At 55.7% G+C, this 22,464-nt stretch carries 18 protein-coding genes and 1 pseudogene; 14 read left to right on the top strand and 5 right to left on the bottom strand.

The features are described from left to right. Positions 1-58: 58 nt before the first annotated feature. Entirely contained in the window at positions 59-607 is a 549-nt protein-coding gene (locus tag BGLCM_RS08305) for a M23 family metallopeptidase (RefSeq protein WP_162013709.1), read from the top strand. A 132-nt stretch (positions 608-739) separates the two neighbouring features. Here the strand turns inward: BGLCM_RS08305 and BGLCM_RS05555 are convergent, their stop codons facing one another. Both BGLCM_RS05555 and BGLCM_RS05550 read right to left on the bottom strand, forming a co-directional pair. Then, complete coding sequence (locus BGLCM_RS05555) at positions 740-2,194, bottom strand: type 1 periplasmic-binding domain-containing protein (protein ID WP_148401522.1); 1,455 nt, start codon at positions 2,192-2,194, stop codon at positions 740-742. Between the two features lie 292 nt (positions 2,195-2,486). Continuing rightward, on the bottom strand, positions 2,487-3,707 hold the full coding sequence (locus BGLCM_RS05550) for an NADP-dependent isocitrate dehydrogenase (RefSeq protein WP_044085028.1): 1,221 nt from the start codon (positions 3,705-3,707) through the stop codon (positions 2,487-2,489). A 123-nt stretch (positions 3,708-3,830) separates the two neighbouring features. On the opposite strand from BGLCM_RS05550, the gene BGLCM_RS05545 reads away from it, so the two are divergent. Then, positions 3,831-4,952: a GuaB3 family IMP dehydrogenase-related protein gene (locus BGLCM_RS05545; RefSeq protein WP_006294667.1), complete on the top strand. Its 1,122-nt coding sequence runs from the start codon at positions 3,831-3,833 to the stop codon at positions 4,950-4,952. A 294-nt stretch (positions 4,953-5,246) separates the two neighbouring features. On the opposite strand, the gene BGLCM_RS05540 is transcribed toward BGLCM_RS05545, so the two are convergent. Next, positions 5,247-5,750: a hypothetical protein gene (locus tag BGLCM_RS05540; RefSeq protein WP_006294664.1), complete on the bottom strand. Its 504-nt coding sequence runs from the start codon at positions 5,748-5,750 to the stop codon at positions 5,247-5,249. A 356-nt stretch (positions 5,751-6,106) separates the two neighbouring features. Here BGLCM_RS05540 and BGLCM_RS05535 point away from each other — a divergent pair, with 356 nt between their 5' ends. The 8 genes and pseudogenes from BGLCM_RS05535 (at position 6,107) to rlmN (ending at position 15,212) form a co-directional block, all read left to right on the top strand. Then, complete coding sequence (locus tag BGLCM_RS05535; RefSeq protein ID WP_006294662.1) at positions 6,107-8,242, top strand: AMP-dependent synthetase/ligase; 2,136 nt, start codon at positions 6,107-6,109, stop codon at positions 8,240-8,242. Positions 8,243-8,359: 117 nt separating this feature from the next. Continuing rightward, positions 8,360-8,845, top strand: a complete 486-nt coding sequence (locus tag BGLCM_RS05530) for a peptide deformylase (protein WP_044085027.1) — start codon at positions 8,360-8,362, stop codon at positions 8,843-8,845. A gap of 351 nt (positions 8,846-9,196) precedes the next feature. Further along, positions 9,197-9,970, top strand: a pseudogene (rpsB, locus tag BGLCM_RS05525) (30S ribosomal protein S2); the annotation flags it as partial. 382 nt (positions 9,971-10,352) lie between these two features. Next, positions 10,353-11,216, top strand: coding sequence for a translation elongation factor Ts (gene tsf / locus BGLCM_RS05520; protein WP_006294657.1), 864 nt, complete (start codon positions 10,353-10,355; stop codon positions 11,214-11,216). Positions 11,217-11,385: 169 nt separating this feature from the next. Then, a complete protein-coding gene (gene pyrH / locus BGLCM_RS05515; protein WP_006294656.1) occupies positions 11,386-12,129 on the top strand; it encodes a UMP kinase in 744 nt (247 codons plus the stop codon). A gap of 146 nt (positions 12,130-12,275) precedes the next feature. After that, a complete protein-coding gene (gene frr / locus BGLCM_RS05510) occupies positions 12,276-12,830 on the top strand; it encodes a ribosome recycling factor (RefSeq protein WP_006294654.1) in 555 nt (184 codons plus the stop codon). A 118-nt stretch (positions 12,831-12,948) separates the two neighbouring features. Beyond that, a complete protein-coding gene (locus BGLCM_RS05505) occupies positions 12,949-13,911 on the top strand; it encodes a phosphatidate cytidylyltransferase (RefSeq protein ID WP_006294653.1) in 963 nt (320 codons plus the stop codon). A gap of 74 nt (positions 13,912-13,985) precedes the next feature. Next, positions 13,986-15,212 carry a dual-specificity RNA methyltransferase RlmN gene (gene rlmN, locus BGLCM_RS05500; RefSeq protein WP_081450375.1) on the top strand — a complete coding sequence of 409 codons (1,227 nt, stop codon included), beginning with the start codon at positions 13,986-13,988 and terminating at the stop codon, positions 15,210-15,212. 92 nt (positions 15,213-15,304) lie between these two features. Here rlmN and BGLCM_RS05495 read toward each other — a convergent pair whose 3' ends face one another. Beyond that, positions 15,305-16,354, bottom strand: coding sequence for a helix-turn-helix transcriptional regulator (locus BGLCM_RS05495; protein WP_044085106.1), 1,050 nt, complete (start codon positions 16,352-16,354; stop codon positions 15,305-15,307). Positions 16,355-16,683: 329 nt separating this feature from the next. Here BGLCM_RS05495 and hisF point away from each other — a divergent pair, with 329 nt between their 5' ends. From hisF to BGLCM_RS05480, 3 genes are all read left to right on the top strand, one after another. Then, entirely contained in the window at positions 16,684-17,454 is a 771-nt protein-coding gene (gene hisF, locus BGLCM_RS05490; RefSeq protein WP_006294650.1) for an imidazole glycerol phosphate synthase subunit HisF, read from the top strand. A gap of 74 nt (positions 17,455-17,528) precedes the next feature. Then, a complete protein-coding gene (hisI, locus tag BGLCM_RS05485) occupies positions 17,529-17,915 on the top strand; it encodes a phosphoribosyl-AMP cyclohydrolase (protein ID WP_044085026.1) in 387 nt (128 codons plus the stop codon). 96 nt (positions 17,916-18,011) lie between these two features. Then, positions 18,012-19,601 (top strand): chorismate-binding protein, encoded by a 1,590-nt coding sequence (locus BGLCM_RS05480; protein ID WP_044085105.1) that lies wholly within the window; start codon positions 18,012-18,014, stop codon positions 19,599-19,601. A gap of 126 nt (positions 19,602-19,727) precedes the next feature. On the opposite strand, the gene BGLCM_RS05475 is transcribed toward BGLCM_RS05480, so the two are convergent. Continuing rightward, positions 19,728-19,985: a hypothetical protein gene (locus BGLCM_RS05475; protein ID WP_044085024.1), complete on the bottom strand. Its 258-nt coding sequence runs from the start codon at positions 19,983-19,985 to the stop codon at positions 19,728-19,730. Positions 19,986-20,369: 384 nt separating this feature from the next. Between BGLCM_RS05475 and BGLCM_RS05470 the strand changes: the two genes are divergently transcribed. Then, positions 20,370-22,457, top strand: coding sequence for a bifunctional indole-3-glycerol phosphate synthase/tryptophan synthase subunit beta (locus BGLCM_RS05470; RefSeq protein ID WP_044085104.1), 2,088 nt, complete (start codon positions 20,370-20,372; stop codon positions 22,455-22,457). The last annotated feature ends 7 nt before the right edge of the window (positions 22,458-22,464 follow it).

Here is a 22,464-nt window from a genome sequence, read left to right as displayed (position 1 = left end):
GGGTCCAGGCATGCGCCACCATGAGTATGTCAAGTATTGCCAGCGTATGATGCGTCGGATGCAGGAACGGTGGCGTAAGCAATGGGCGGATATGCAGGGGCGCCTATATATCACCTGCTGCATAGGCATGTTGGCGCTATTGTCCATGATGGCGAGCTCGTCATGGGTGCCCTTGGCATCAGCTACACAGCAGTCAACATGTCAGGCGACGTTGCTGGCGCCTGTGGCCAATGCCCGGATCATCGCAGCGTTTGATGGTCCTGCGCAACCTTGGCTTGCCGGACATCGCGGCGTTGACATGGAAGCCAAGACTGGCGACCAGTTGCGCGCACCGCTCGATGCCGTCGTTTCTTTCGTAGGATCAGTGGCGGGAAAGTCAGTGGTGAGCCTTCGTGGGGAAGTGGGCACCTTGACTTTTGAGCCGGCGGCCACACAGTTGTCGGTGGGAGCGAGCGTGCAACAAGGCGAGGTGTTTGCACATGTGGAGGGGCATTCCGACCATTGTGATGACCATTGTGTGCACTGGGGTGTCAAGGTTGGCAATCGTCAATACCGAGACCCTGAAGCATTATTGACTGCGCAACGCATCGTGCTCAAACCATGGTAGGTATGCCTCGCGTAATGAATATACGGTGATGCAGGCACAATGCGGCTCGCATGCCATGGCATCATGAAAATCCAAGAAACCAGCGGCCGAAACCCAAGATTCCAAGAGCTCAAACAGTAGGAGTCCTACTGGTCACAGGCCTGCATCAGCCAATGAAATGTATCCGGGATCGATCAGTTCGCGTTTGAGATTGCCTGCATAGACCACAGTCACTGGCCAGCTCAATATTGAGGTGCGCATTGCCCCTTCGCCCTGTACGCTCAGGAAATTCAGTGTCGACAATGATTGATCGGCATTGAGCGTGTTGCATATGATGGCCGCCTTATCCGCGAATACATTGCGATCCTCGAATCCGGTCAACCATTGTTTGCCATTGACGATGTCTTGCATATTGCTCACATAAGCGCCGAATCCCGTCACCAAAGGCCAAGCGTCACTGGATTTCACCACGGGGCGCGATGCATGATCACCATGATCACTCTGTGGCACAGTGGGTGCTTGTTGGGCATCCGGCACTTGGGCGCGCTCCAGATCTTTCTTACCCGTGATATTGCTGACAATGCTTAGAATGTCAATCGAAGGGTTGATATCTGCCGCTGACCCCACATAATCCAATGCTCCCAGTTCAGCGACCACATTGTTGGCCACATAATCGTTCATCGCGATGACTCCGTCGATGGCTGCAAGATGGTCATCATCGCCATCGGCCTCAAGGCGTCGTTGCAATTCATGTTGTACCATGTCGGGTTTTGTGGCTTTGAACGAGACATCTTTCCAATCCTCATTTGTGGTTTGCGATGTCAGCGTGCCTGAAACGGAGCGCATGGTGCCATTGAGAAAATATGGGCGTAGTTCTTCCCACATCCCAGTGAATGCCTGCTGATTGAACAATGCAGTGGGATCCGTTGTCTCGTCGGCGTTTGTTGGATCAGTCCCTAGTGGCAGCAGTATTTCAACATATTTGGGGTTGTCTTTGGAAACGCTGTTCATGGCGAGCTTGTTGATCATTTGGCGCGCTTGCATGCGACCAATCGCGGCGGCGTCAGCAAATTGGATGTATGCGTCAGGAGTGAATTCAGGAATCATGTCACTCAACACGACCACATGCATGCCCGCATGCTTGGCCAAGGTAAGTGCGGAAGCTAGACGGCTCCAGGCGCTGGCGTCATCCGTGTCACGCTGATCCGGCAATGGCTGGCTGACCAAATCGCCATAAGCCAGCATCGTTTGATCACGATGCACAGCTGGAGCGACCATAATCGTGGTGGCATGGGATTCATTCTGTGCATCAGCGTATGGCTCATCTTGATTGTTGCCGACTTGCTGCACCACATAATCCTGAATCGTATGGCTTTGTTCTTCCAACGTTGACGACGTTGTTGACATGATATTTTTCTTGGTGAATCCCTGACTGACCAACGCGTTGGTGACTGCAGGAACAAATTGGTTCCACCGATTGAGCGGTACGGACGTGGCCAACGTAAACTCTGTGGATGGCGTGAACAATGCCACATGACCATGGTCGACAGTGACCGGGGTGGTGGACGACGCGGTGGACGATGTGGTGCCACAGGCTGCCGCTGTCATGATCAAGGCCGTGGAGAGCAACCCCGCGACTGCGTTGGTGAGACGTTTAAGCAAGGGATGGTTCAATCGACTACGCCGCCTTCTGCAAGGAATTGCGCCACGCTATCGCTTGCAAGAATCCAACGGTGTTCTGGTGGGTCACACCGTGACACCGCGCTGCATACAACAATGGCATGGCACAGTGTGGGACGATCCCACACCAATGCCATGCCATTCTACCCATGACGCATGCCTAGCAACCAATGACGTTCCTCACGTGTTGTGATGTCGCCTTGGTGTCTAGGTGGGGAAACTACTTGGTCTGCAATGCTTTGGCCAGTTCCTCATCGAGGGCGTCCATGAACCCTTCAGTATCGAGCCACTCATGATCCGGGGCAATCAGCATGGCCAAATCCTTGGTCATGCGACCGGACTCAACCGTGCTCAAAATGACCTGTTCGAGAGTTTCGGCAAAGTGGGCCACTTCAGGTGTATTGTCGAGCTTGGCGCGATGCTTCAAACCGCCAGTCCACGCATAGATGGAGGCAATCGGGTTGGTGGAGGTCTTCTCGCCTTGCTGCCAACGACGGTAATGGCGCGTGACTGTGCCGTGTGCCGCTTCCGCTTCCACCGTCTGTCCGTCCGGGGTCATCAGCACCGAGGTCATCAATCCCAGCGAGCCAAAACCTTGGGCGACGGTATCGGACTGCACATCGCCATCGTAGTTCTTGCAAGCCCACACATAGCCGCCATGCCACTTGAGCGAGCTGGCGACCATGTCGTCGATGAGACGATGCTCATAGGTCAAGCCGGCCTCTTCAAAGCGCTGGCGATATTCCGTTTCAAAGACCTCGGCGAAAATATCCTTGAATTCGCCATCGTAGGCTTTGAGAATCGTGTTCTTGGTCGACAAATACACCGGGTAGCCGCGCAACAAACCATAGTTGAAGCAAGCGCGGGCAAATCCGCGGATGGATTCATCCAGATTGTATTGGACTTGGGCCACACCGGCACCCGGATAGTCATACACTACATGCTGAATCGGCTCGGAGCCGTCGCTTGGGGTGAACGTGACAGTCAACTGCCCAGCGCCCGGCACCTTGAAATCCGTGGCTTTGTATTGATCGCCGAATGCGTGCCTGGCCACCACAATGGGCTTGGTCCAACCTGGTACCAACCGTGGAATGTTCGAGATGACGATAGGCTCGCGGAAGATTGTGCCGCCAAGAATGTTGCGGATTGTGCCGTTGGGCGACTTCCACATTTTCTTGAGACCGAACTCTTCCACACGTGCTTCGTCAGGGGTGATGGTGGCGCATTTGACGCCAACATGTTCGCGTTTGATGGCTTCCGCCGCGTCGATGGTCACCTGATCATCCGTGGCATCGCGATTCTCGATACCCAGATCGTAGTATTCGAGATCGATGTCCAGATAAGGCAGGATCAGGCGGTCCTTGATATCTTTCCAGATGACTCGCGTCATCTCGTCACCGTCGAGTTCGACGACTTTGCCTTCAACCTTGATCTTGGCCATGTTCTTTAGGACTCCCTTAATTCGGTTCATTACCGTCACCACTCTTCATAGCGGCCGTGTGTTACCTGGCGAGCAAGATGTCCACCATGTGTCGTGTCAATGAGACCCATTAGCCTGTGAGTCATGGCTCAGGAAATTGAAATCGGTCTTGGCAAGAAGGGCCGTATGGCCTACGGTCTTGATGACATCTCCATTGTTCCGTCACGACGCACACGTGACCCCCACGATGTGAACACCACATGGCAGGTGGACGCATACGAATTCGATGTGCCGATTATCGGCGCCCCCATGGATTCTGCGATTTCGCCACAAACAGCCATTGAACTTGGGCGATTGGGCACCGTTGGCGTGCTCGATCTCGAGGGTCTGTGGACACGTTATGACGACCCGGAACCCATGTTGCAGCGTATTGCCGAATTGCCTGATGACAAGGTGACAGCGTATCTGCAAGAGATTTATCAAGAGCCCATCAAAGCGTCACTGATCAAACAGCGTTTGACGCAAATTCGTGAAGCCGGTGTGGTTGTGGCGGGTGCCTTGTCTCCGCAAACCACGCAGGAATTCCTGCCGGCCGTGCTTGAAGCGGGCGTGGACCTGTTCGTGATTCGTGGCACTGTGGTGTCTGCTGAGCATGTGTCCACCGACCATGAGCCGCTGAATTTGAAGCAGCTGATTTATGAACTCGATGTGCCGGTCATCGTTGGCGGCGCTTCGGACTATACGTCGGCATTGCATCTGATGCGTGCGGGAGCCGCCGGTGTGCTCGTCGGATTCGGCGGTGGTGCAACCAGCGCCAATTCGTTGACGGTTGGCATTGACGTACCCATGGCCACAGCCATCAGTGATGTGGCTGAAGCGCGCCGTGATTACATGGATGAATCGGGTGGCCGCTATGTGCAGGTCATCGCTGACGGCGGTACCGGGTACACCGGTAATTTCGTCAAGGCGCTGGCCATGGGTGCCGATGCGGTCATGCTTGGTGTCGCGTTGGCTCGTGCCACGCAGGCTCCAGGCCGCGGCACGCATTGGGGTGCTGAAGCCCGCCACGATTCATTGCCTCGCGGCGTGCGGACTACTCCTGGCACTGTTGGCACACTGGAGCAAATTCTTCATGGTCCAAGCCACCGTGCCGATGGCACGTTGAATTTCTGCGGCGCCCTGCGCCGTGCCATGGCATCGACAGGATATGTGGATTTGAAGAACTTCCAGAAATGCAATGTGGTTGTCACGCCGACCGGGCGTTGATCTATCGATCCTGAATACGCTGCGTAATAGTCGCATGCCAGCAAGGTCCCACGTCAATCGTTGGTGCCCATGCGGCAGCAGCTGCTAGGCAGCATCGTGATGTTGCGCGATGGCATTGCAATAACGGATAACACCCGTTTCAGTGCCATCGCGTTTTTTTCATTGGTGGTGCGCTACCGCACGCAACGGTAGCGCACAGCAGTGCCGTATCGAGTCAAGAGCATGGCAGAGCTATATGCTGCATCGTCAGCAATATCAATATTCCAACCTACCAAAGCAGGACTGCGTGAAAACTCAGCCCATATCGGCGACCGTGCATACCCAGCGACTGCCGGTGTTGCGGAACGCAAACGTGCACCAGCATGTCTTGTTGCCGATGCCGAGCAGCACGGAAGCGCTGAACTGGCGTTCGTCAGTGAACATGCCGTTGATCAACAGCGGAATGGGTGGGTAGGCTTGAGCGAATACGCCGTCATATGAGGTTTGCGGCAGCACATACTCGGTGATCAAATACCCATACGTTTCCAACCGATCCAAGCATTCCTCAGTCATCGCCAGTTCGAGGCAGTCAAACGGCTGGTGGCCACGCAGCACCTCAGCACACAGGCACGTGATCCTACTGGTCAACTGGGCCATGGCCTGAGCTTGGCCTTCCGTGAGATTCGGCATTACTGCAGTGATATGGAACTTCGTTCCTTGGCCGTCATTGCGCAACGTAAGCACACCATCAAACACCGGCAGTCGAGACGGACGACAGCAGTGACGCATATCCTCTGGATCGGCAATGGTATCAAGCATGTGTTCAACCCCCTTCGGCTATACACAATCGTTACTCACATCGTTACCCACGGCCCCCCGACCGTGGCACTGCCACAATATGCAGAAGAACGCCTATATGCAAGCGTCACCGGTGGGCATTTTGTGAAAATTCGGGCGTGTCGTCTAAAAAACCGCTCAAAACACACTCAAAATCCACTCGAACACACGCACAACACGCATCGCACGAACCATGTGAGCCACGCAAATCTGCGAACCACTCACCACAACGTTCTTCCTCGCCCATTTGGCCGGTGACACGGCAACCATCCCGGCAACTGTTCTCAAGGGGAACATGCTGATGGGGCAAGCGCGTGGTCGGCGCTATACTCGTTGGCATGTTGCGTCAATATGGTTTGGAAGATATGGTCTCAACGACCGAGCAGGATACGATCTATTCGTTATTGGCCAAGCGCTCTGCCGCTGACCCCGGCGACCTGATTGCTCAACGATTGGTCAGCGACACCGATCGCCGTTGGCTTGATGTGACGGCGGGGGAGATGCTGGCCGAAGTGCGCAGCGTCGCCAAAGGACTCATGTCTTTGGGGGTTCGCCAGGGATCAATGGTGGTGCTCTACGCCGAAACCTCATACGATTGGGGAGTCATCGATTTCGCCTGTGCGGCGATTGGTGCCGTCAGCGTGCCCATTTACGAGACTGATTCCGAGACGCAAGCCGCATCGATTGCCGACGAAGTCAAACCTGTGGTGGCATTTGGTGGCGATGAAGCGCACACGCTGGTTCTAGAACGCATTGCGGCAGACCGTGAGGGTTTTGATTATGTGTTCAATTTTGCCCATGGGGCGTTGGATGCAATGATCAACTTTGGCGAAAACATTGATGATGATGCTCTCGACGAGGCCATTGGACGTGTTCGCGCCGATGATTTGTTGACTATCGTCTACACGTCCGGCTCAACCGGAAAGCCGAAGGGTGCGATGCTCTCGCACCGCAATTTCATGCATATTGTGCTCAACGCCTACGAAGTATTGCCCGATATGCTTTACAAGCCTAACCGTTTGCTGTTGTTCTTGCCGTTGGCGCATTGTTTCGCCCGATATATTCAATATGTGTGCATCGGCGGCCATGGTGTGGCCGGATATGTGGGCAACGCCAAACATTTGCTTGCCGACATGCGTTCGTTCAAGCCCACGTATTTGCTTGGTGTACCGCGTGTGTTTGAAAAGGTCTATAACGCTGCATCCCAGAAGGCCGGTGTTGGCGTCCAGGGACGCGTTTTTGCGAATGCATTCAATCATTTTGTGCAATGGTCAACGATGATGAACAATCATGAGCACCCCACACGTGCGCAAAAAATGAAACATGCGTTTTATATGGGTACCGTGGGCAAGTCCATCCGTTCGGCATTGGGTCCGAACCTGCATTATCTTGCGTGCGGTGGCGCGCCAATCAACCCTGATCTGGTCCACTTCTTCAACGGCATGGACGATTTGATGTTCATTCAGGGGTATGGCATGACCGAAACCGCCGCTCCGATGATTGTGAATTGGCAAGAAGCCAACCGTGCCGGTTCCGTAGGCCGTCCGGGTCCAGGCATGGCTGTGTCGACAGCTGATGATGGCGAGATTTTGGTCAAGGGACCGAACGTGTTCCTTGGCTACTACAAGAATCCCCAGTTGACTGATGAAGTGCTCGAGCCTTCCGGTTGGCTGCATACTGGTGATTTGGGCACGATTGATGATGAAGGATTCCTCTATATCACGGGACGCAAGAAAGATTTGATCATCACGGCGGGTGGCAAGAACGTGACGCCCGCGCCAATGGAGAGCACGATTCGCAATTGTCCGATCGTGTCCCAGGCTGTGGTTGTGGGAGACAACAAGCCATTCATTGCGGCACTTGTGACGTTGGATTTTGAAACGGTGCGTGGTTGGCTTGCCGACCGCGGCCTTGACGCCGATATGGCCAAGGGAGACATTGCCAACTCTGATGCCGTGCGCGCGTTTGTCCAGCAGTATGTTGACAAAGCCAACAGTGAGGTGTCGCGAGCCGAATCGGTGCGCAAGTTTGTGATTCTCTCCGATGATTTCAATCAGGAAGATGGCACGCTGACAGCCAGTATGAAAGTGGTGCGCGCCAAAGTGCTCAGCAAGTATGCGTCGGTCATTGAAGGTCAGCTCTACGCGCCCGTGCCATCGAATTTGCATGTGCCGATGAGCGTGCAAATTCTTGAGCGCACGAATGAAACGATGCGCAATGCTGCCGAATCAGTGTCGAACGCCGCGAATTCAGCCAAAGACCGAGTGCAAGGCATGCTCAAGAGCAATGCAGATGGTACAGATACTGCTAACACTGCGGATGTGACGCAGGATGCAGACACCGCGCAGCCCATGCAGGATCCGGTGGCCCAGGCCGCCGTGGACGCGGCTTCAGACGTTGCCGTCGACGTGGCCGAACAGGAGGGCTCGACGCGGGACTCGGCTGGTTCATCGACGCTCGCCAATCACAGCTGAATTCGGTTGGGGTCGGTGCGCTCAACGTCCAGCACCGACCCTACAAATGGGTAACAGAGTAACCGCATGCACGATTGATCAGCATGCCAACCATTGTTTGATGAACAGGAGCCCCCATTGGCCATCCGCCCCATTCGTGTCGTCCCCGATCCCGTGTTGCGTACGCAGTGCGACCCGATTAAGGAAATCACTCCAGCCATCCGCCATCTTGTGCAAGATCTGCTTGACACGGTCGACGATCCGGGTCGTGCCGGCTTGTCGGCCAATCAGATTGGTGTGCCGCTGCGTGCGTTCTCCTACAATATCGACGGCAAAATCGGCTACATTCTCAATCCTGTGCTTGAAGAGACGCGTGGGGAGCAGTATGGCGATGAAGGCTGCCTTTCCGTGCCGGGACTGTGGTATAAGACGCGCCGTGCTGACTACGCCCGTTGCCGCGGCATTGATTTGGATGGCAATGAGGTGGTGTTGGAAGGCGACGGTATTATGGGCCGCATGATTCAGCATGAAACCGACCATCTGGACGGTCATGTGTATCTGGACCGCCTGGAGAAAGAGGAACGTCGCGCAGCCCTCAAGTATATGCGCGAACATCAGCAGTGACCGGGTGTGCAGTTCGGGAATGATATTCATTATTCCCGCCCACCACGCATAGGTATCAAACCGTTGGCGTTCTGCACGATTCGTAGATGATCTGATACTGTTCATGCCCTATCGTCATATGACGACAGGGCATGCTATATTGTGCGCTTGTGTGTCAACCCGGATGAATCCGCAGTCGCAGGCGGAGGAAGCCACCCAATATTGTCTACAGACACACACCCATTTCGCGTCATGTCCGCGACGGCCTGTGTCGGTCGGCCAAGGGCTGGCCCGTTTCAATGACGGGTTTGTTCCAAGCTGCACGCAGGTACGCATGGCCAGGCAAGAACCGACAAGAAAGGTAGTCACCCCATGGCTCAAATCACTATGAGCGAGATGCTGAACGCTGGTCTGCAGTTCGGTCATCAGACCCGCCGTTGGAACCCGAAGATGAAGCAGTACATCATCACTTCGCGCAACGGCATTCACATCATCGATCTGTTCAAGTCCCTGGACATGATTGATGTTGCTTATGACTTCATCAAGACGACTGTCGCCCACAATGGCACTGTGCTGTTCGTTGGCACCAAGAAGCAGGCCAAGGACGCCATCGCTTCGCAGGCCACTCGCGTGAACATGCCATACGTGTCCGAGCGTTGGCTCGGTGGCATGCTGACCAACTTCCAGACCGTCTCCAAGCGCGTGAACCGCCTCAAGGAACTTGAGGAAATGGACTTCACCGATGTGCATGGCTCCGGTCTGACGAAGAAGGAACTGCTGCTGCTCGAGCGCGAAAAGGACAAGCTGGAGCGTCAGCTCGGCGGTATCCGCAACATGACCCGTACTCCTTCGGCCATGTTCGTCGTGGACATCAACAAGGAAGCCCTGGCTGTTGAGGAAGCTCACAAGCTGGGTATCCCGGTTGTTGCCATCGTCGACACGAACACCGATCCGGAGACTGTTGAGTATCCGATTCCGGCCAACGATGACGCAATCCGCGGCATCGAGCTGCTGACCCGTCTCATGGCTGATGCCGTGGCTGAGGGCCTGCTTGAGCGTTCGGGCAAGGGCACCAAGGCTGAAGGCGATGCCGCTGAAGAGCAGCCGATGGCTGCTTGGGAGAAGGACCTGCTCAAGGAGAACGCCCACACCGTGTCGGAAACGGTGACCGAGGATCTCGAGAAGCAGGGCCCGAAGGATGCGAAGTACCCGCACGAGAGCCTGGATGCCAAGTCCGAGGAAGCTCGCGCCGCCGGTGCTGACGCCGCTCAGCAGGCTGCTGCCGACGTGGCCGCCGACAATGCCGACGAGACGCCAGTGCTCAAGGCTGAAGAGGCCGCTTCGATCGCTGATCACGACGCTGACCAGAACTGAGCCACCGAACCCCGATTCAATCGGATTATCCGACCGGACTGCATGACGGGAAAACCGCATGACGGGAATACCAACCAGTGCAGTCCGGTTGGAATCGGTGCCAGCAATGGATGACTGAATCCAACATTATTCATTTTTTATTGAGGAGCATTACATGGCTATTACCGCAGCTCTGATCAAGCAGGTGCGCGAAGAGACCGGCGCCGGCATGATGGATGTCAAGAAGGCTTTGGAAGAAGCTGAAGGCGACGTCGCACGCGCCAAGGAAATCATCCGTGCCAAGGGCATCCAGGCCGCAGGCAAGCGCGAAGGCCGCAAGGCCCAGGAAGGCGTTATCGCTTCCACCGTTATCGGTGAGGATGGCGAGCAGTTCGGCTACGCCCTCGAAGTGAACTCCGAGACCGACTTCGTGGCCAAGACCCCGAAGTTCGTGGACTTTGCCGATAAGGTGCTGGCTGATGGCATTGAAGCTGAAGCCGCCACGGTCGACGAGGTGCTCGAAGCCCCCGCAGGTGACAACGAAACCGTGAAGACGGCTGTTGAAGAGGCCGCTGCTCTCTTTGGCGAGCACGTCAAGCTCGGCCAGTTCGCCCGCATCCAGGGTCCGCACGTCGAGATCTACGCACACAAGAAGTCCGCTGAAATGCCGCCAAGCATCGTGGCCATGATCGCCACCGATGAGAAGGGCGCTGACGTTGCCCATGAGGCAGCTCTGCAGATTTCCGCCATGGGCGCCCGTTGGCTGACCCGCGAGGATGTCCCGGCTGATGTCGTGGAATCCGAGCGTCGTGTCGCCACGGAGAAGTCCCTGGCTGAAGGCAAGCCGGAGCAGATTGTCCCCAAGATTGTTGAAGGCCGCCTCAACGCCTTCTATAAGGAGAACGTGCTGCTCGAGCAGGCTTACGTCAAGGATCCGTCGAAGACGGTTGGCGACCTGTTCCGCGAGGTGGATGGCCATGCTCTGGCTTTCGTGCGCCTCGAGGTCGGCAAGGCTGAAGAGGCCGCTTCCGACGAGTGATGCTGACGCGTCACCCCAGTGGTGATGCAACCCATTGCAACAGAGCCGTGGTTTCCTAGCGGGAACCACGGCTCTGCCTTTTCCATAGTTGCTTACCTGTCTGCGATGCCCACTACTCTAGAGCTCGATTAACGACAAATCCCAAGATTTGTGACCAGAAAGGTATTGCATGGCAGAGAATGCAATCAGCAAACCACGTCGCGTACTACTCAAGCTTTCGGGGGAAGCGTTCGGCGGCGGACGTGTGGGCATCGACACGAATGTGGTCCGTCGGATTGCCGAAGAAATTGTTCCTGCAGTGCAGCAGGGCGTACAAGTCGCCATTGTGACCGGTGGTGGCAATTTCTTCCGTGGAGCCGAACTGCAACAGGCCGGTATCGACCGTTCGCGTGGCGACTACATGGGCATGTTGGGGACTGTGATGAATTGCTTGGCGTTGCAGGATTTCCTCGAGCAGGAAGGCCAAGCCACGCGTGTGCAGACTGCAATCACGATGGGGCAAGTTGCCGAACCATACATTCCGTTGAAAGCCATCCGCCATCTGGAAAAGGGCCGTGTGGTCATTTTCGGCGCTGGCGCCGGCATGCCATACTTCTCCACCGATACCGTGTCGATCCAACGCTCGTTGGAAATCCATTGTGACGAAGTGTTGATGGGCAAGAATGGCGTGGACGGTGTCTATACGGCTGACCCGCGCAAGGAAGCTGACGCTCAGCGTTTCGCCACATTGAGCTACAAGCGCGCGCTCGTTGACAATCTCGCGGTCATGGATGCCTCCGCCATGGCGATGGCCCGCGACAACGACCAGACGATTCGCGTGTTCGGCTTGGAAACCGCCGGCAATGTGACCAAAGCGTTGCTCGGCCAAGGCATCGGTACACTGGTATCCAACGGGGATTCAACGCTCGCCTGAATATCAACTGATTCGAGTGGACTTCCACATGGCACAGCTGGAAGTTAACTCCTGACGGTTCATGCGACAACACGCGTTGCGGATTTCGCGACGCCCAACACCCATCGTTACAATCGTGCCAATAGTAATCCATCGAAGGAGCAAACATGGCAACTCTCGTAGACCAAGCCAAGGATCAGATGGCCAAGACTGTCGAATCCACGAAGGAAAACTTCTCAGGAATTCGTACAGGCCGCGCCAACCCGGCACTGCTCAACGGCATTGTCGTTGACTATTATGGGGCTCCCACGCCGCTGAAGGCTGTGGCGACAATCGGTGTGCCCGAACCGCGCACGCTGTCGATTACCCCGTTTGATGCTTCCCAGACCAACGCTGTGGAGAAGGCGCTGCGTGATTCCGATCTGGGTGCATCCCCGCGTCGCGATGGCAACGTCATCCGCTTGACGATGCCGGAACTGACTGGGGAACGCCGTAAGGAATATGTTAAGCTCGCCAAGACCAAGGCCGAAGACGGCAAGGTTGCTGTGCGCAACATTCGCCGCAAGGCCAAGGAAGCCATTGACAAGGCTGTCAAGGATGGCGAAATGGGCGAGGATGAAGGCGATCGTTTGCTCAAGGAACTCGATAAGCTGACCAAACAGGTCACCGATGAACTTGACACGTTGCTTGAAGCCAAGCAGAAGGAAATCATGGAGGTCTGAGACCTTCAAATATCGGTGAAGGCTCCGGTTCGTTACGCCGGAGCCTTCACCATGCTGGTGTAACGATTGGCTCCACACCCCCATGGTGCCTGTCGATTGAACACAAAGGAATACTGCGATGACACAATCTCATGATCCTCATGCCACCGAAGCTGAGCAACGGCTCGATGCCATCAACAAAAAGACAGGCCGTAACATGCCGCAAGCCATTGTAACGGCCGTATTGCTCGTCGCGGTCATCCTTGCCTGTCTGCTCATCAACGTGCAGCTGTTCGCCGTACTTGTTGATATTTTCATGGTGCTGGCATTGTGGGAACTGCGTGTCGATTTTGCCGTGGCCGGGTTCCGCATCCCGTTTGTTACGTTGGCGCTGTGCTCGATTGCCACATTGGCTTCCGTATTTTATGCGCAAGACCATGTGGTCACGATGGGCCTGTGCGTCATCGCGTCGCTGGTTGTGGTGGCCGTCATGGCCACGCTCAATCTGACGCTGACAGGCCGCACCGACACTGCGGTGCGCGGCAAGGTGCTGGCCGACGGCAGCATGGCTGTTGACATGCCGCAACGTAGTGCGATTGACAATGTGGCGGTGTCCATGTTCACCGTGCTCTATATTCCGTTGCTCGCTTCGTGCATCATCATGCCGTTGACGTTCAACGGCCATCCCGTATCCCATGCGATTCTGATCGTGTTCATGCCTGCATTGAGCGATACAGGTGGCCTGTTTGCCGGCGCTTGGCTCGGCAAACACAAGCTCAGTCCGCGTATCTCCCCGAAAAAGAGTTGGGAAGGTTTGGCCGGTTCAATTCTGTTCGCGATGGCCGGTTCCTATGCCGTGTTCGCCTGCACCTATGATGCCGCTATCTGGGCCACACGCTGGTGGGTGCCGATTATCGCCGGCTTCATTATCGGTATCGCAGGCACGTTCGGTGATTTGTGCGCGTCCATGCTCAAACGTGATTTGGGCATCAAAGATATGGGCCACTTGCTCAAGGGCCATGGCGGCGTTCTTGACCGCGTCGACTCGATCCTGCTGGCAGCGCCGTTCATCTGCCTGCTGTTGTGGGCCACCGGCCTGTGACAGTGGCTCGCCGTGTCGTTGACTTACTGATTTTTTGATTTCCGCATCCCGTTTCCCTAGGAAGAGCACCAACCATGAGCACAACCTCGGCTTTTCGATCCACAAGCTCCGCAAGCACAGCCCATGATGCATCCGCTGACGCTCCTGAAACCGGTATCACACCAGGAGGCACTAGTGGGCCGTTTCGCGATGTGCTCGCCAAGGACCATGCACGCCGTGGCAAGCCGCCGCTGCATTTTGCCGATTTGACCAATGAGGAGCGTATTGCCAAGGCCAAAGAGTTGGGACTGCCGAAGTTCCGTGTCAACCAGCTGGCCAAACATTATTATGACCATTTCGATGTCAATGCGGCTGACTTCACTGATTTTCCTGCGGCTCATCGTGGGCAAGCCGCACAAACGTTCTTCCCACAATTGATCACCGAGGTCATGCGCCAAGTCGCCGATGACGGACAGACCATTAAAACGCTATGGGATTTGTTTGACGGATCGCGTATCGAATCGGTGCTCATGCGCTACCCGAATCGTGCCACACTCTGCATTTCCAGCCAAGTGGGATGTGGCATGGGGTGCCCGTTCTGCGCCACAGGACAACTGGGATTGACACGCAACATGTCTACAGGCGAGATTCTCGAACAGGTACGCGTAGCGGCACGCATGATGCGCGAAGGTGAAGTAGCTGGAGGACCAGGACGCTTAAGCAATATCGTCTTCATGGGCATGGGTGAGCCTATGGGCAATTACAAATCCGTAATGTCCGCAGTGCGCCAGATCAGCGCGATGCCACCTGATGGGTTTGGCATTTCCGCACGCAACATCACCGTCTCCACAGTCGGTGTGGTGCCAGGCATCCGCAAACTGGCCCAAGAGGGTCTTCCGGTGCGACTGGCAGTATCTTTGCATGCGCCTAGCGATGAGCTGCGCGACAAACTCGTACCGATGAACAAGCGCTTCAATACCAAGCAGGTGTTGGATGCGGCTCATGATTATTACTTGGCATCCAATCGCCGTGTCAGCATTGAGTACGCGCTGATGCGTGGTATTAATGACCAAGCTGAGCATGCGCGACTGTTGGCTAAACGACTCAACCATTACGGTGACAATTGGGCGCATGTGAATCCCATTCCGCTCAACCCGATCGAAGGGTCCAAATGGACCGCCTCCAAACCTGAGGATGAACAGCAGTTCCTCGACATTCTGCATCGTGCGGGCATCACGGCTACGATGCGCGACACGCGTGGCCAAGACATTGACGGTGCCTGCGGCCAGCTTGCCGCCAAAGTCAAGAATCAACAGTCCTGACATAAGTACACCTCTACACATATACAGGCCCGGAGGAGTGGAACAATGCCGACTGGCATTTCCAATTCCTCCGGGCCTGTGCTATTGATGGGTTATTGCCGCTTGACAATATTGATGACCAGGCTGGCAATACCGCATAGTATGCCTCCAATAGGCCAGCAAATCCAGAACATGCTGGAATCGTTTGGCGAGATAATGCCAAACAGCCATAGCAGTCCAAAGCAGGTGGCAATCAGCATGATAATGCCGCACACCGCACCCGTGAGACTGTCTTGATCTGTGTTATGCCCATGCTGCCCTTGTTCATCCTCTTCCGCATGATTGTTGTATGCATCCACGTTGATGCGTGCATACATGATGCCGGCATACACAATGCTCGTCACGCCGATGCCAATCAGGATCAACATGATGGCAGCGGGCCAACCATCATCAACATGCAATGCTTCGTCGGCAAACACCATAACCACCACACCCATGAATATCGCTGCAATACCACTGATCACTCCTATGGCAAGAAGATTGGCCGCATGGTTGTGGTCCTGCTCGGTGTAAAAATCCTCAATATACGGGTGACGTTTCATGAATTGGTCATGACTCAGTCCCGCTGGAATCAGCAATGCCAAACCGATGAGCACTCCAATGGCCAACACAATGAACAACAGCGCGTCATTGGCTGGTGAACTGCCCAACACGGAGTTTGCCGGATCGAAGAATTGTGCCAGACCTACACCCAGGATGATGGCCCCCACGCCCAGTGAGATTTTGGCGGCGAATTGCCGCATATGGCTGTCGTACCCAGTCATATCCTGCGCCACATTCGGCATGACGGGTTGGCTAGGCAATGAGGCAGCCATGGATACTGGACCATTGTAGCCATCGTGACCGTCGTGCATGAGAACCGTGTCTTGCGATGTTGGTCGTACTGCAGGGGGTGCGGGCTGGGTGACATCACCCAATACCAAGTCATCGAGGCTGACGGTAAACAAATCGCAAATGATTAGCAGCTTATCCATCTCGGGATACGCTTTGCCGCTTTCCCATTTGCTGATGGCTTGCCGAGATACGCCAACAAGCATCGCCAACTGCTCTTGGGTCATATGGCGGTTAGCGCGCAATGACACCAGATTGTCACTGAAAGTCATGATTTCCTCTCCACTCTCGCCGTTCACATCCTGGTGATGCGGCGGCATAGCGACCACTGTGCCAGCACAACGTGAAGCTTGTCTACCAACTTTGGGTTGCTTGAGATAATGCAACCGCAACGTGCGCGCAACCTGTGGTTGCATCTGCGGTATTCCAACGGTTTGAGCCGACAGAACAGTTGAGCATTGATGTCAGATGATGCCCCATGACTTATGTGCGCAGCGCGATGAAACGTTTGTACTGTGAGCAGTTGTGAACTGTTGGTACCATGAGCCGGTAGTCTGAACTGCAATACTATGAGGCAACCATATCAACGACTGGAGTAAGCATGTCATTGGCCATACGAGTCATTCCCTGTCTGGATGTCGATGCGGGACGCGTGGTGAAGGGCGTGCATTTTGAAAACCTCAAGGACGCCGGAGATCCTGTAGAACTTGCCGCCGAGTACTATCGGCAAGGCGCCGATGAGCTCACCTTCCTTGACGTGACGGCATCAAGCTCACATCGCCAGACAATGATTGATGTGGTCACGCGTACCGCCGAGCAGATTTTCATCCCGTTGACCGTGGGTGGTGGCGTTCGTAGTCCGGAAGACGTGGATTCCTTGTTGCGTTGCGGTGCCGACAAAGTTGGTGTCAACACAGCGGCCATCAACGATCCAACATTGATTTCACGTGTCGCCGAACGGTTTGGCAACCAGGTGCTCGTGCTTTCGGTGGATGCCCGCCGTGAGCAAGGGGAACGGCACACGCAATCAGGTTTTGAAGTCACCACGATGGGTGGCCGCAAATCCACCGGCATTGATGCCATTTGGTGGGTCAAGCGAGCCCAAGAATTGGGTGCCGGCGAGATTCTGCTCAACTCGATGGACGCTGATGGCACACAAGAAGGTTTCGATTTGGAAATGATTCGTGAAGTGCGTCGTGAAGTCAGCATTCCGATCATCGCTTCAGGCGGTGCGGGCAAAGCCGCCGACTTCCCGCCAGCCATCGCTGCCGGCGCCGATGCGGTGCTGGCCGCATCAATTTTCCATTACGGCAAAGTCACCATCGGTGAAGTCAAGCAAGCCATCAAGGACGCCGGATACGAAGTGCGTTGATTGGTGAGATGCGCAAAGCCAAGCGTGCCACCTGTATTCATGGCTTCATCAATAAAAGAAACGGTATATCACTCATGACATCATTCGATAACACCATCACATTGGATCCGCAGATTGCCAGCCGGCTCAAACGTGACCAGGCCGGTCTGGTCGCCGCTGTGGTGCAGCAATGGGACACGCAAGAAGTGCTGATGGTCGGCTATATGGACGATGAGGCGTTGCGTCGTACGTTGACCACAGGCCGCGTGACCTTCTGGTCACGTTCACGCCAGGAATACTGGCGCAAAGGCGACACTTCGGGCCATGTGCAATTTGTCAAGTCGGTGGCGCTCGACTGCGACGGTGACGCACTGCTCGTTCAGGTCGACCAGGTCGGGGCGGCTTGCCACACGGGTAAGCATTCGTGCTTCGACGAAGGCGGTCAGCTGCCTGTGGTGGTTGGTGAACGCCCTCAAGAATAAGCAAAACCCAGGAGCAACAATCTGGGTGCAACAGTATGCATGACAACAATGATGAATGAAGACGGGTGAATAAGAATGACACAGGCGACGGATGGCATGTCCAAGCAGCAGCTCACGCACAATCACGACACGTCATGGTGTGATGTGACCGGTTTGATGTGGGGACAGACGTGGCCCAGCCGTGACCAGTTCCATGAGCTCGCGGCCCAAGGCTACCGCATCATCCCCGTGGTTCGTCGACTGCTGGCTGATTCGTTGACACCCGTAGGATTCTACGAGCGTCTTGCCGCCGGCCGGCCCGGTACATTCATCTTGGAATCGGCCGAATATGGCGGCACATGGAGCCGCTACAGCTTCATCGGTGTCGATTCCATGGCCCAGTTGCGTTCGAACAACGGCCAGGCGGATTGGCTTGGCACGGTTCCGCAAGGAATCCCACAATCGGGTGATGTGATTGACGTAGTGCGCGCGGTGCTCAACGAGCTTAAAGCGCCCGACATCAAGGGACTGCCGAATTTGACCGGCGGCTTGGTCGGTTCCGTGGGATGGGATGCGATTCGCCATTGGGAACCCACGTTGTCCGGTTCAGCTCCCGATGAGACCCAGCAAGGGGAGCTGACCTTGGCGCTGGCGACCGATATGGCTGTGGTGGATCATGTGGATGGTTCCGTATGGTTGATTGCCAATGCTGTGAATGTCGACAATCAGGACACGCGTGAGGATGAAGCGTTCCATCATGCGCTCGATCGGTTGGACGCGATGCAGCGGCAAGTAGCCACCGTTGTGCCGGGGGAGGCCAAGGTCAGTGTGCTCGACCCGCAAGCTGCGCAACCTGAACTTCGGTTCCGTACGGCGCGAGCTGACTTTGAGGAGGCCGTTGAACAGGTCCGTCAGCATATCATTGACGGCGACGCGTTCCAGATTGTGCTGTCCCAGCGTCTTGACATTGATTCGCCAGCCCAGCCGTTTGATGTCTACCGTGTGCTGCGCACGCTCAATCCCAGTCCGTACATGTATTTCATGACGTTGACTGACGTGCAGGGGCGTGATTTCAACGTGATCGGGTCAAGTCCGGAAACGTTGATCCGCGTGGATGATGGACATGCCATGACGTTCCCGATTGCAGGCTCGCGTCCGCGCGGCGCGACTGTGGAAGAAGACGAAGCTTTGGCGTCCGAATTGCTTGCAGATCCCAAGGAAACGAGCGAGCATGTCATGCTTGTCGATTTGTCGCGCAACGACTTAAGCCGCGTGTGCTTGCCGGAAACGGTGGAAGTGGTGCGGTTCATGGACATCAAGCGGTTCAGCCATATCATGCATATCTGCTCCACGGTGACGGGCACGATTGACCCTGATTTGAGCACGCTTGACGTGTTCACGTCCGCGTTCCCCGCTGGCACGCTTTCCGGTGCGCCTAAACCGCGTGCCATTGAGATCATTGATGAGCTTGAACCTGCGGACCGTGGCATTTACGGCGGTACGGTCGGCTATTTCGATTTCTCAGGCAACATGGATATGGCCATTGCGATTCGTACGGCGTTCATTCGCGACCATGAAGCCAGTGTGCAGTCAGGCGCCGGTCTCGTATTGGATTCCGTGCCGGCTACGGAATGGATGGAGTCACGCAACAAGGCCGCGGCAAGCGTCGAGGCCATCAAGATCGCCGCGCAACTGCGCAATCTGTGACCTAGTGACGCGGTATACGTAAGCCGGGCTTTGGATTGATTTATCCAAAGTCCGGCCCACGTATATGTATGGTTGGTGTTAAGCGATCAGCTCGTCAGGATGCTTGGCTTGTGCATCCTCGTCGGATTAGTTCTGGCGGTCCGCTTCAGCTTGCGCTTTCTGCTCGCGTGCAGTGCGTTCCTTCTCCAGCTTGCGCTGTACGGCCTCTCGCGCTTCCTGCAGATGCTCCGCTGTCTGTTCGCGCAGCTCTTGCGCCTGGTCTTGCAAGTCATGCCGTTTTTCGTCGGCATGTGCCGCTTTGTTGAGTTCCATGTTGGTTTTCATTTCTTCGACTTTGGCGCCGACCGTGTTCTTCAGTGCTTCGAATGTGCTGCTCAAACCCATGTTGGGTCCTTTCTTTTGGGAAGATCCGTTGTCCTGCTCAGTTTGTGCTGGTGCGTTTTTCCTTGTACTTGTATTATTCATGACCCACATGGCCGTAGCCTGCGCATCGAGCGGGCGCGTTCCTGCCTATTGCCTGACCATACCCAGTGAGCGCAAGCGATACACGTTGATTTGTTGGGAATCTGTGCCAAATTGCGGTCATACCAACCAATTCCTCGGGGGTTGTTGTAGTCTGTCGGGTACTGTCCAGCGTTACCGGCATCACAATCGTATGATCTGGTGCCCTGAAGCGTTGTGACTGCAATCAGCTCCACCAACGGCGCGCAATTTATGAAGAATGCCCGCGCGGAAGAGCTGTCTGACGACCCTGGCGAAGGAGGAGCATTGTCTGTCTTGGATGATCTCGTTGCGGGTGCACTGGAAGACCAGCAAGCTCGTGAACAACAGACATCATTGGCGCAACTTCAGGAAATGGCGGCTGCAGCCCCAGCCCCGCTGGATGCCAAGCGATGGCTTAGGGACGCGGGAAGTGTTCCTGTGATTGCCGAGATCAAACGTGCCTCCCCGTCCAAGGGACATTTGGCAGACATTCCTGATCCTGCCGCATTGGCGCGCGAATATGAGCGCGGAGGCGCCAGTGCGATTTCGGTACTCACTGAGGGACGGCGTTTCCTGGGATCTCTTGACGATTTGGACGCCGTACGTGCAGCCGTATCAATCCCTGTGCTGCGCAAGGATTTCATTGTGACCGACTATCAGATTTGGGAAGCGCGCGCCCATGGCGCCGACCTGGTGTTGCTGATTGTCGCTGCGCTTGACGATGCCCAGCTCAAGCATCTGCTGGATTTGACGCATGAGCTCGGCATGACGGCTTTGGTGGAAACCCATACGCGCGAAGAGATTGATCGCGCTATCGCTGCCGGCGCCCAGGTCATCGGTATCAATGCGCGCAATTTGAAGAACCTCTACGTAGATATCAACGTGTATGCCGATTTGGCTGACAACCTTCCCGATGAGGTCATCAAGGTTGCCGAATCCGGTGTATTCGGTCCTACGGAATTGAAGAATTATGCACGAGCCGGCGCGGATGCCGTGCTCGTTGGCGAAGGTGTGGCAACCGCGCATGACCATGTGCTGGCCGTACACCGACTGATCAAGGCAGGAGAACAAGTGAAGTCTTCGGAACAGACCCCGCTGGGCACCCATGAAGGCCCGTATTTTGGTGAATTTGGTGGCCGCTTTGTGCCAGAGGCGCTGATTACGGCCATTGATGAACTGGAACAGGTCTATGACGAGGCCAAAAAGGATCCGGAGTTCCAAGCTGAACTCAAGCGTCTTAATGAACAGTATGTGGGCCGTCGTTCCCCGCTGACCGAAGCACCACGCTTTGCACAGCGCATTGCCGAACGCACCGGCATTGAGCCGCGTGTGTCCCTCAAGCGCGAAGACTTGAACCATACAGGCGCCCACAAAATCAATAATGCGTTGGGACAGGCGCTGTTGGTCAAGCGTATGGGCAAGACGCGTGTGATTGCGGAAACGGGTGCCGGCCAGCATGGTGTGGCCACCGCTACGGTGTGCGCGATGATGGGACTCAAGTGCCGCATCTACATGGGTCAGATTGATGCACGCCGTCAGGCGCTCAATGTGGCACGCATGCGCATGCTCGGCGCAGAAGTCGTGGAAGTCACGGCAGGCGACCGTATCCTCAAGGATGCCATCAACGAAGCGCTGCGCGATTGGGTGACCAATGTGAAAGACACACATTATCTGCTGGGCACTGTCGCCGGTCCGCATCCGTTCCCCTCGATGGTGCGTGATTTCCAGAAAATCATCGGTGAGGAAGCCAAGGAACAACTGCAGGAATGGTATGGCATTGACCATCCTGATGCCGTCGTCGCATGCGTGGGTGGCGGATCGAACGCCATTGGCGTGATGAATGCATTCCTTGATGATGAGCGCGTGAACCTCTATGGTTACGAGGCCGGTGGCGATGGACCCGAATCCGGCCGTCATGCCATCCGCTTCGCCCCAGGTACCGGTGAATTAGGCATGTTCCAGGGCACGAAGAGCTATGTGCTGGTCAATGATGAAGGCCAGACGCTCGACACCTACTCGATTTCCGCCGGTCTTGATTACGCCTCCGTTGGTCCTGAGCACTCGTGGCTCAAGGATATCGGCCGTGTCAATTATTCATGGGCGACTGATGAAGAAGCGATGAACGCGTTCAAGGACCTGTCCGAGACCGAGGGCATCATTCCCGCAATCGAATCGTCGCATGCCATTGCCGGCGCCTATAAAGCGGCCGCCGATCTGAAAGCCAAAGGCTATGAGCATCCGGTCATGATTGTGAACATTTCCGGCCGTGGTGACAAAGACATGAACACGGCTGCCAAATGGTTCGGATATTTGACCGATGAGCAGGAAGCCGCTCTCGAAGGCAACGGTACGCCAGGTTCACACACTGCCTGAGCCTTGG

This window comes from Bifidobacterium gallicum DSM 20093 = LMG 11596 (assembly GCF_000741205.1).
In the GTDB taxonomy this organism is placed as follows: Bacteria; Actinomycetota; Actinomycetes; order Actinomycetales; family Bifidobacteriaceae; genus Bifidobacterium; species Bifidobacterium gallicum.
The sequence above is the reverse complement of the archived record's forward strand: the minus strand, read 5'-3'. Positions and strand labels throughout refer to the sequence as shown.

Excerpts from the sequence above, each read along its gene's own strand:
- frr (WP_006294654.1), top strand. The coding sequence starts at position 12,276 with ATGGCAACTCTCGTAGACCAAGCCAAGGATCAGATGGCCAAGACTGTC.
- BGLCM_RS05475 (WP_044085024.1), bottom strand. The coding sequence starts at position 19,985 with ATGGGTTTGAGCAGCACATTCGAAGCACTGAAGAACACGGTCGGCGCC.
- BGLCM_RS05505 (WP_006294653.1), top strand. The coding sequence starts at position 12,949 with ATGACACAATCTCATGATCCTCATGCCACCGAAGCTGAGCAACGGCTC.
- BGLCM_RS05555 (WP_148401522.1), bottom strand. The coding sequence starts at position 2,194 with ATGACAGCGGCAGCCTGTGGCACCACATCGTCCACCGCGTCGTCCACC.
- hisF (WP_006294650.1), top strand. The coding sequence starts at position 16,684 with ATGTCATTGGCCATACGAGTCATTCCCTGTCTGGATGTCGATGCGGGA.
- BGLCM_RS05535 (WP_006294662.1), top strand. The coding sequence starts at position 6,107 with ATGTTGCGTCAATATGGTTTGGAAGATATGGTCTCAACGACCGAGCAG.
- hisI (WP_044085026.1), top strand. The coding sequence starts at position 17,529 with ATGACATCATTCGATAACACCATCACATTGGATCCGCAGATTGCCAGC.
- pyrH (WP_006294656.1), top strand. The coding sequence starts at position 11,386 with ATGGCAGAGAATGCAATCAGCAAACCACGTCGCGTACTACTCAAGCTT.
- BGLCM_RS05545 (WP_006294667.1), top strand. The coding sequence starts at position 3,831 with ATGGCTCAGGAAATTGAAATCGGTCTTGGCAAGAAGGGCCGTATGGCC.
- BGLCM_RS05480 (WP_044085105.1), top strand. The coding sequence starts at position 18,012 with ATGTCCAAGCAGCAGCTCACGCACAATCACGACACGTCATGGTGTGAT.
- BGLCM_RS08305 (WP_162013709.1), top strand. The coding sequence starts at position 59 with ATGCAGGAACGGTGGCGTAAGCAATGGGCGGATATGCAGGGGCGCCTA.
- BGLCM_RS05495 (WP_044085106.1), bottom strand. The coding sequence starts at position 16,354 with ATGACTTTCAGTGACAATCTGGTGTCATTGCGCGCTAACCGCCATATG.
- BGLCM_RS05540 (WP_006294664.1), bottom strand. The coding sequence starts at position 5,750 with ATGCTTGATACCATTGCCGATCCAGAGGATATGCGTCACTGCTGTCGT.
- tsf (WP_006294657.1), top strand. The coding sequence starts at position 10,353 with ATGGCTATTACCGCAGCTCTGATCAAGCAGGTGCGCGAAGAGACCGGC.
- BGLCM_RS05550 (WP_044085028.1), bottom strand. The coding sequence starts at position 3,707 with ATGGCCAAGATCAAGGTTGAAGGCAAAGTCGTCGAACTCGACGGTGAC.
- rlmN (WP_081450375.1), top strand. The coding sequence starts at position 13,986 with ATGAGCACAACCTCGGCTTTTCGATCCACAAGCTCCGCAAGCACAGCC.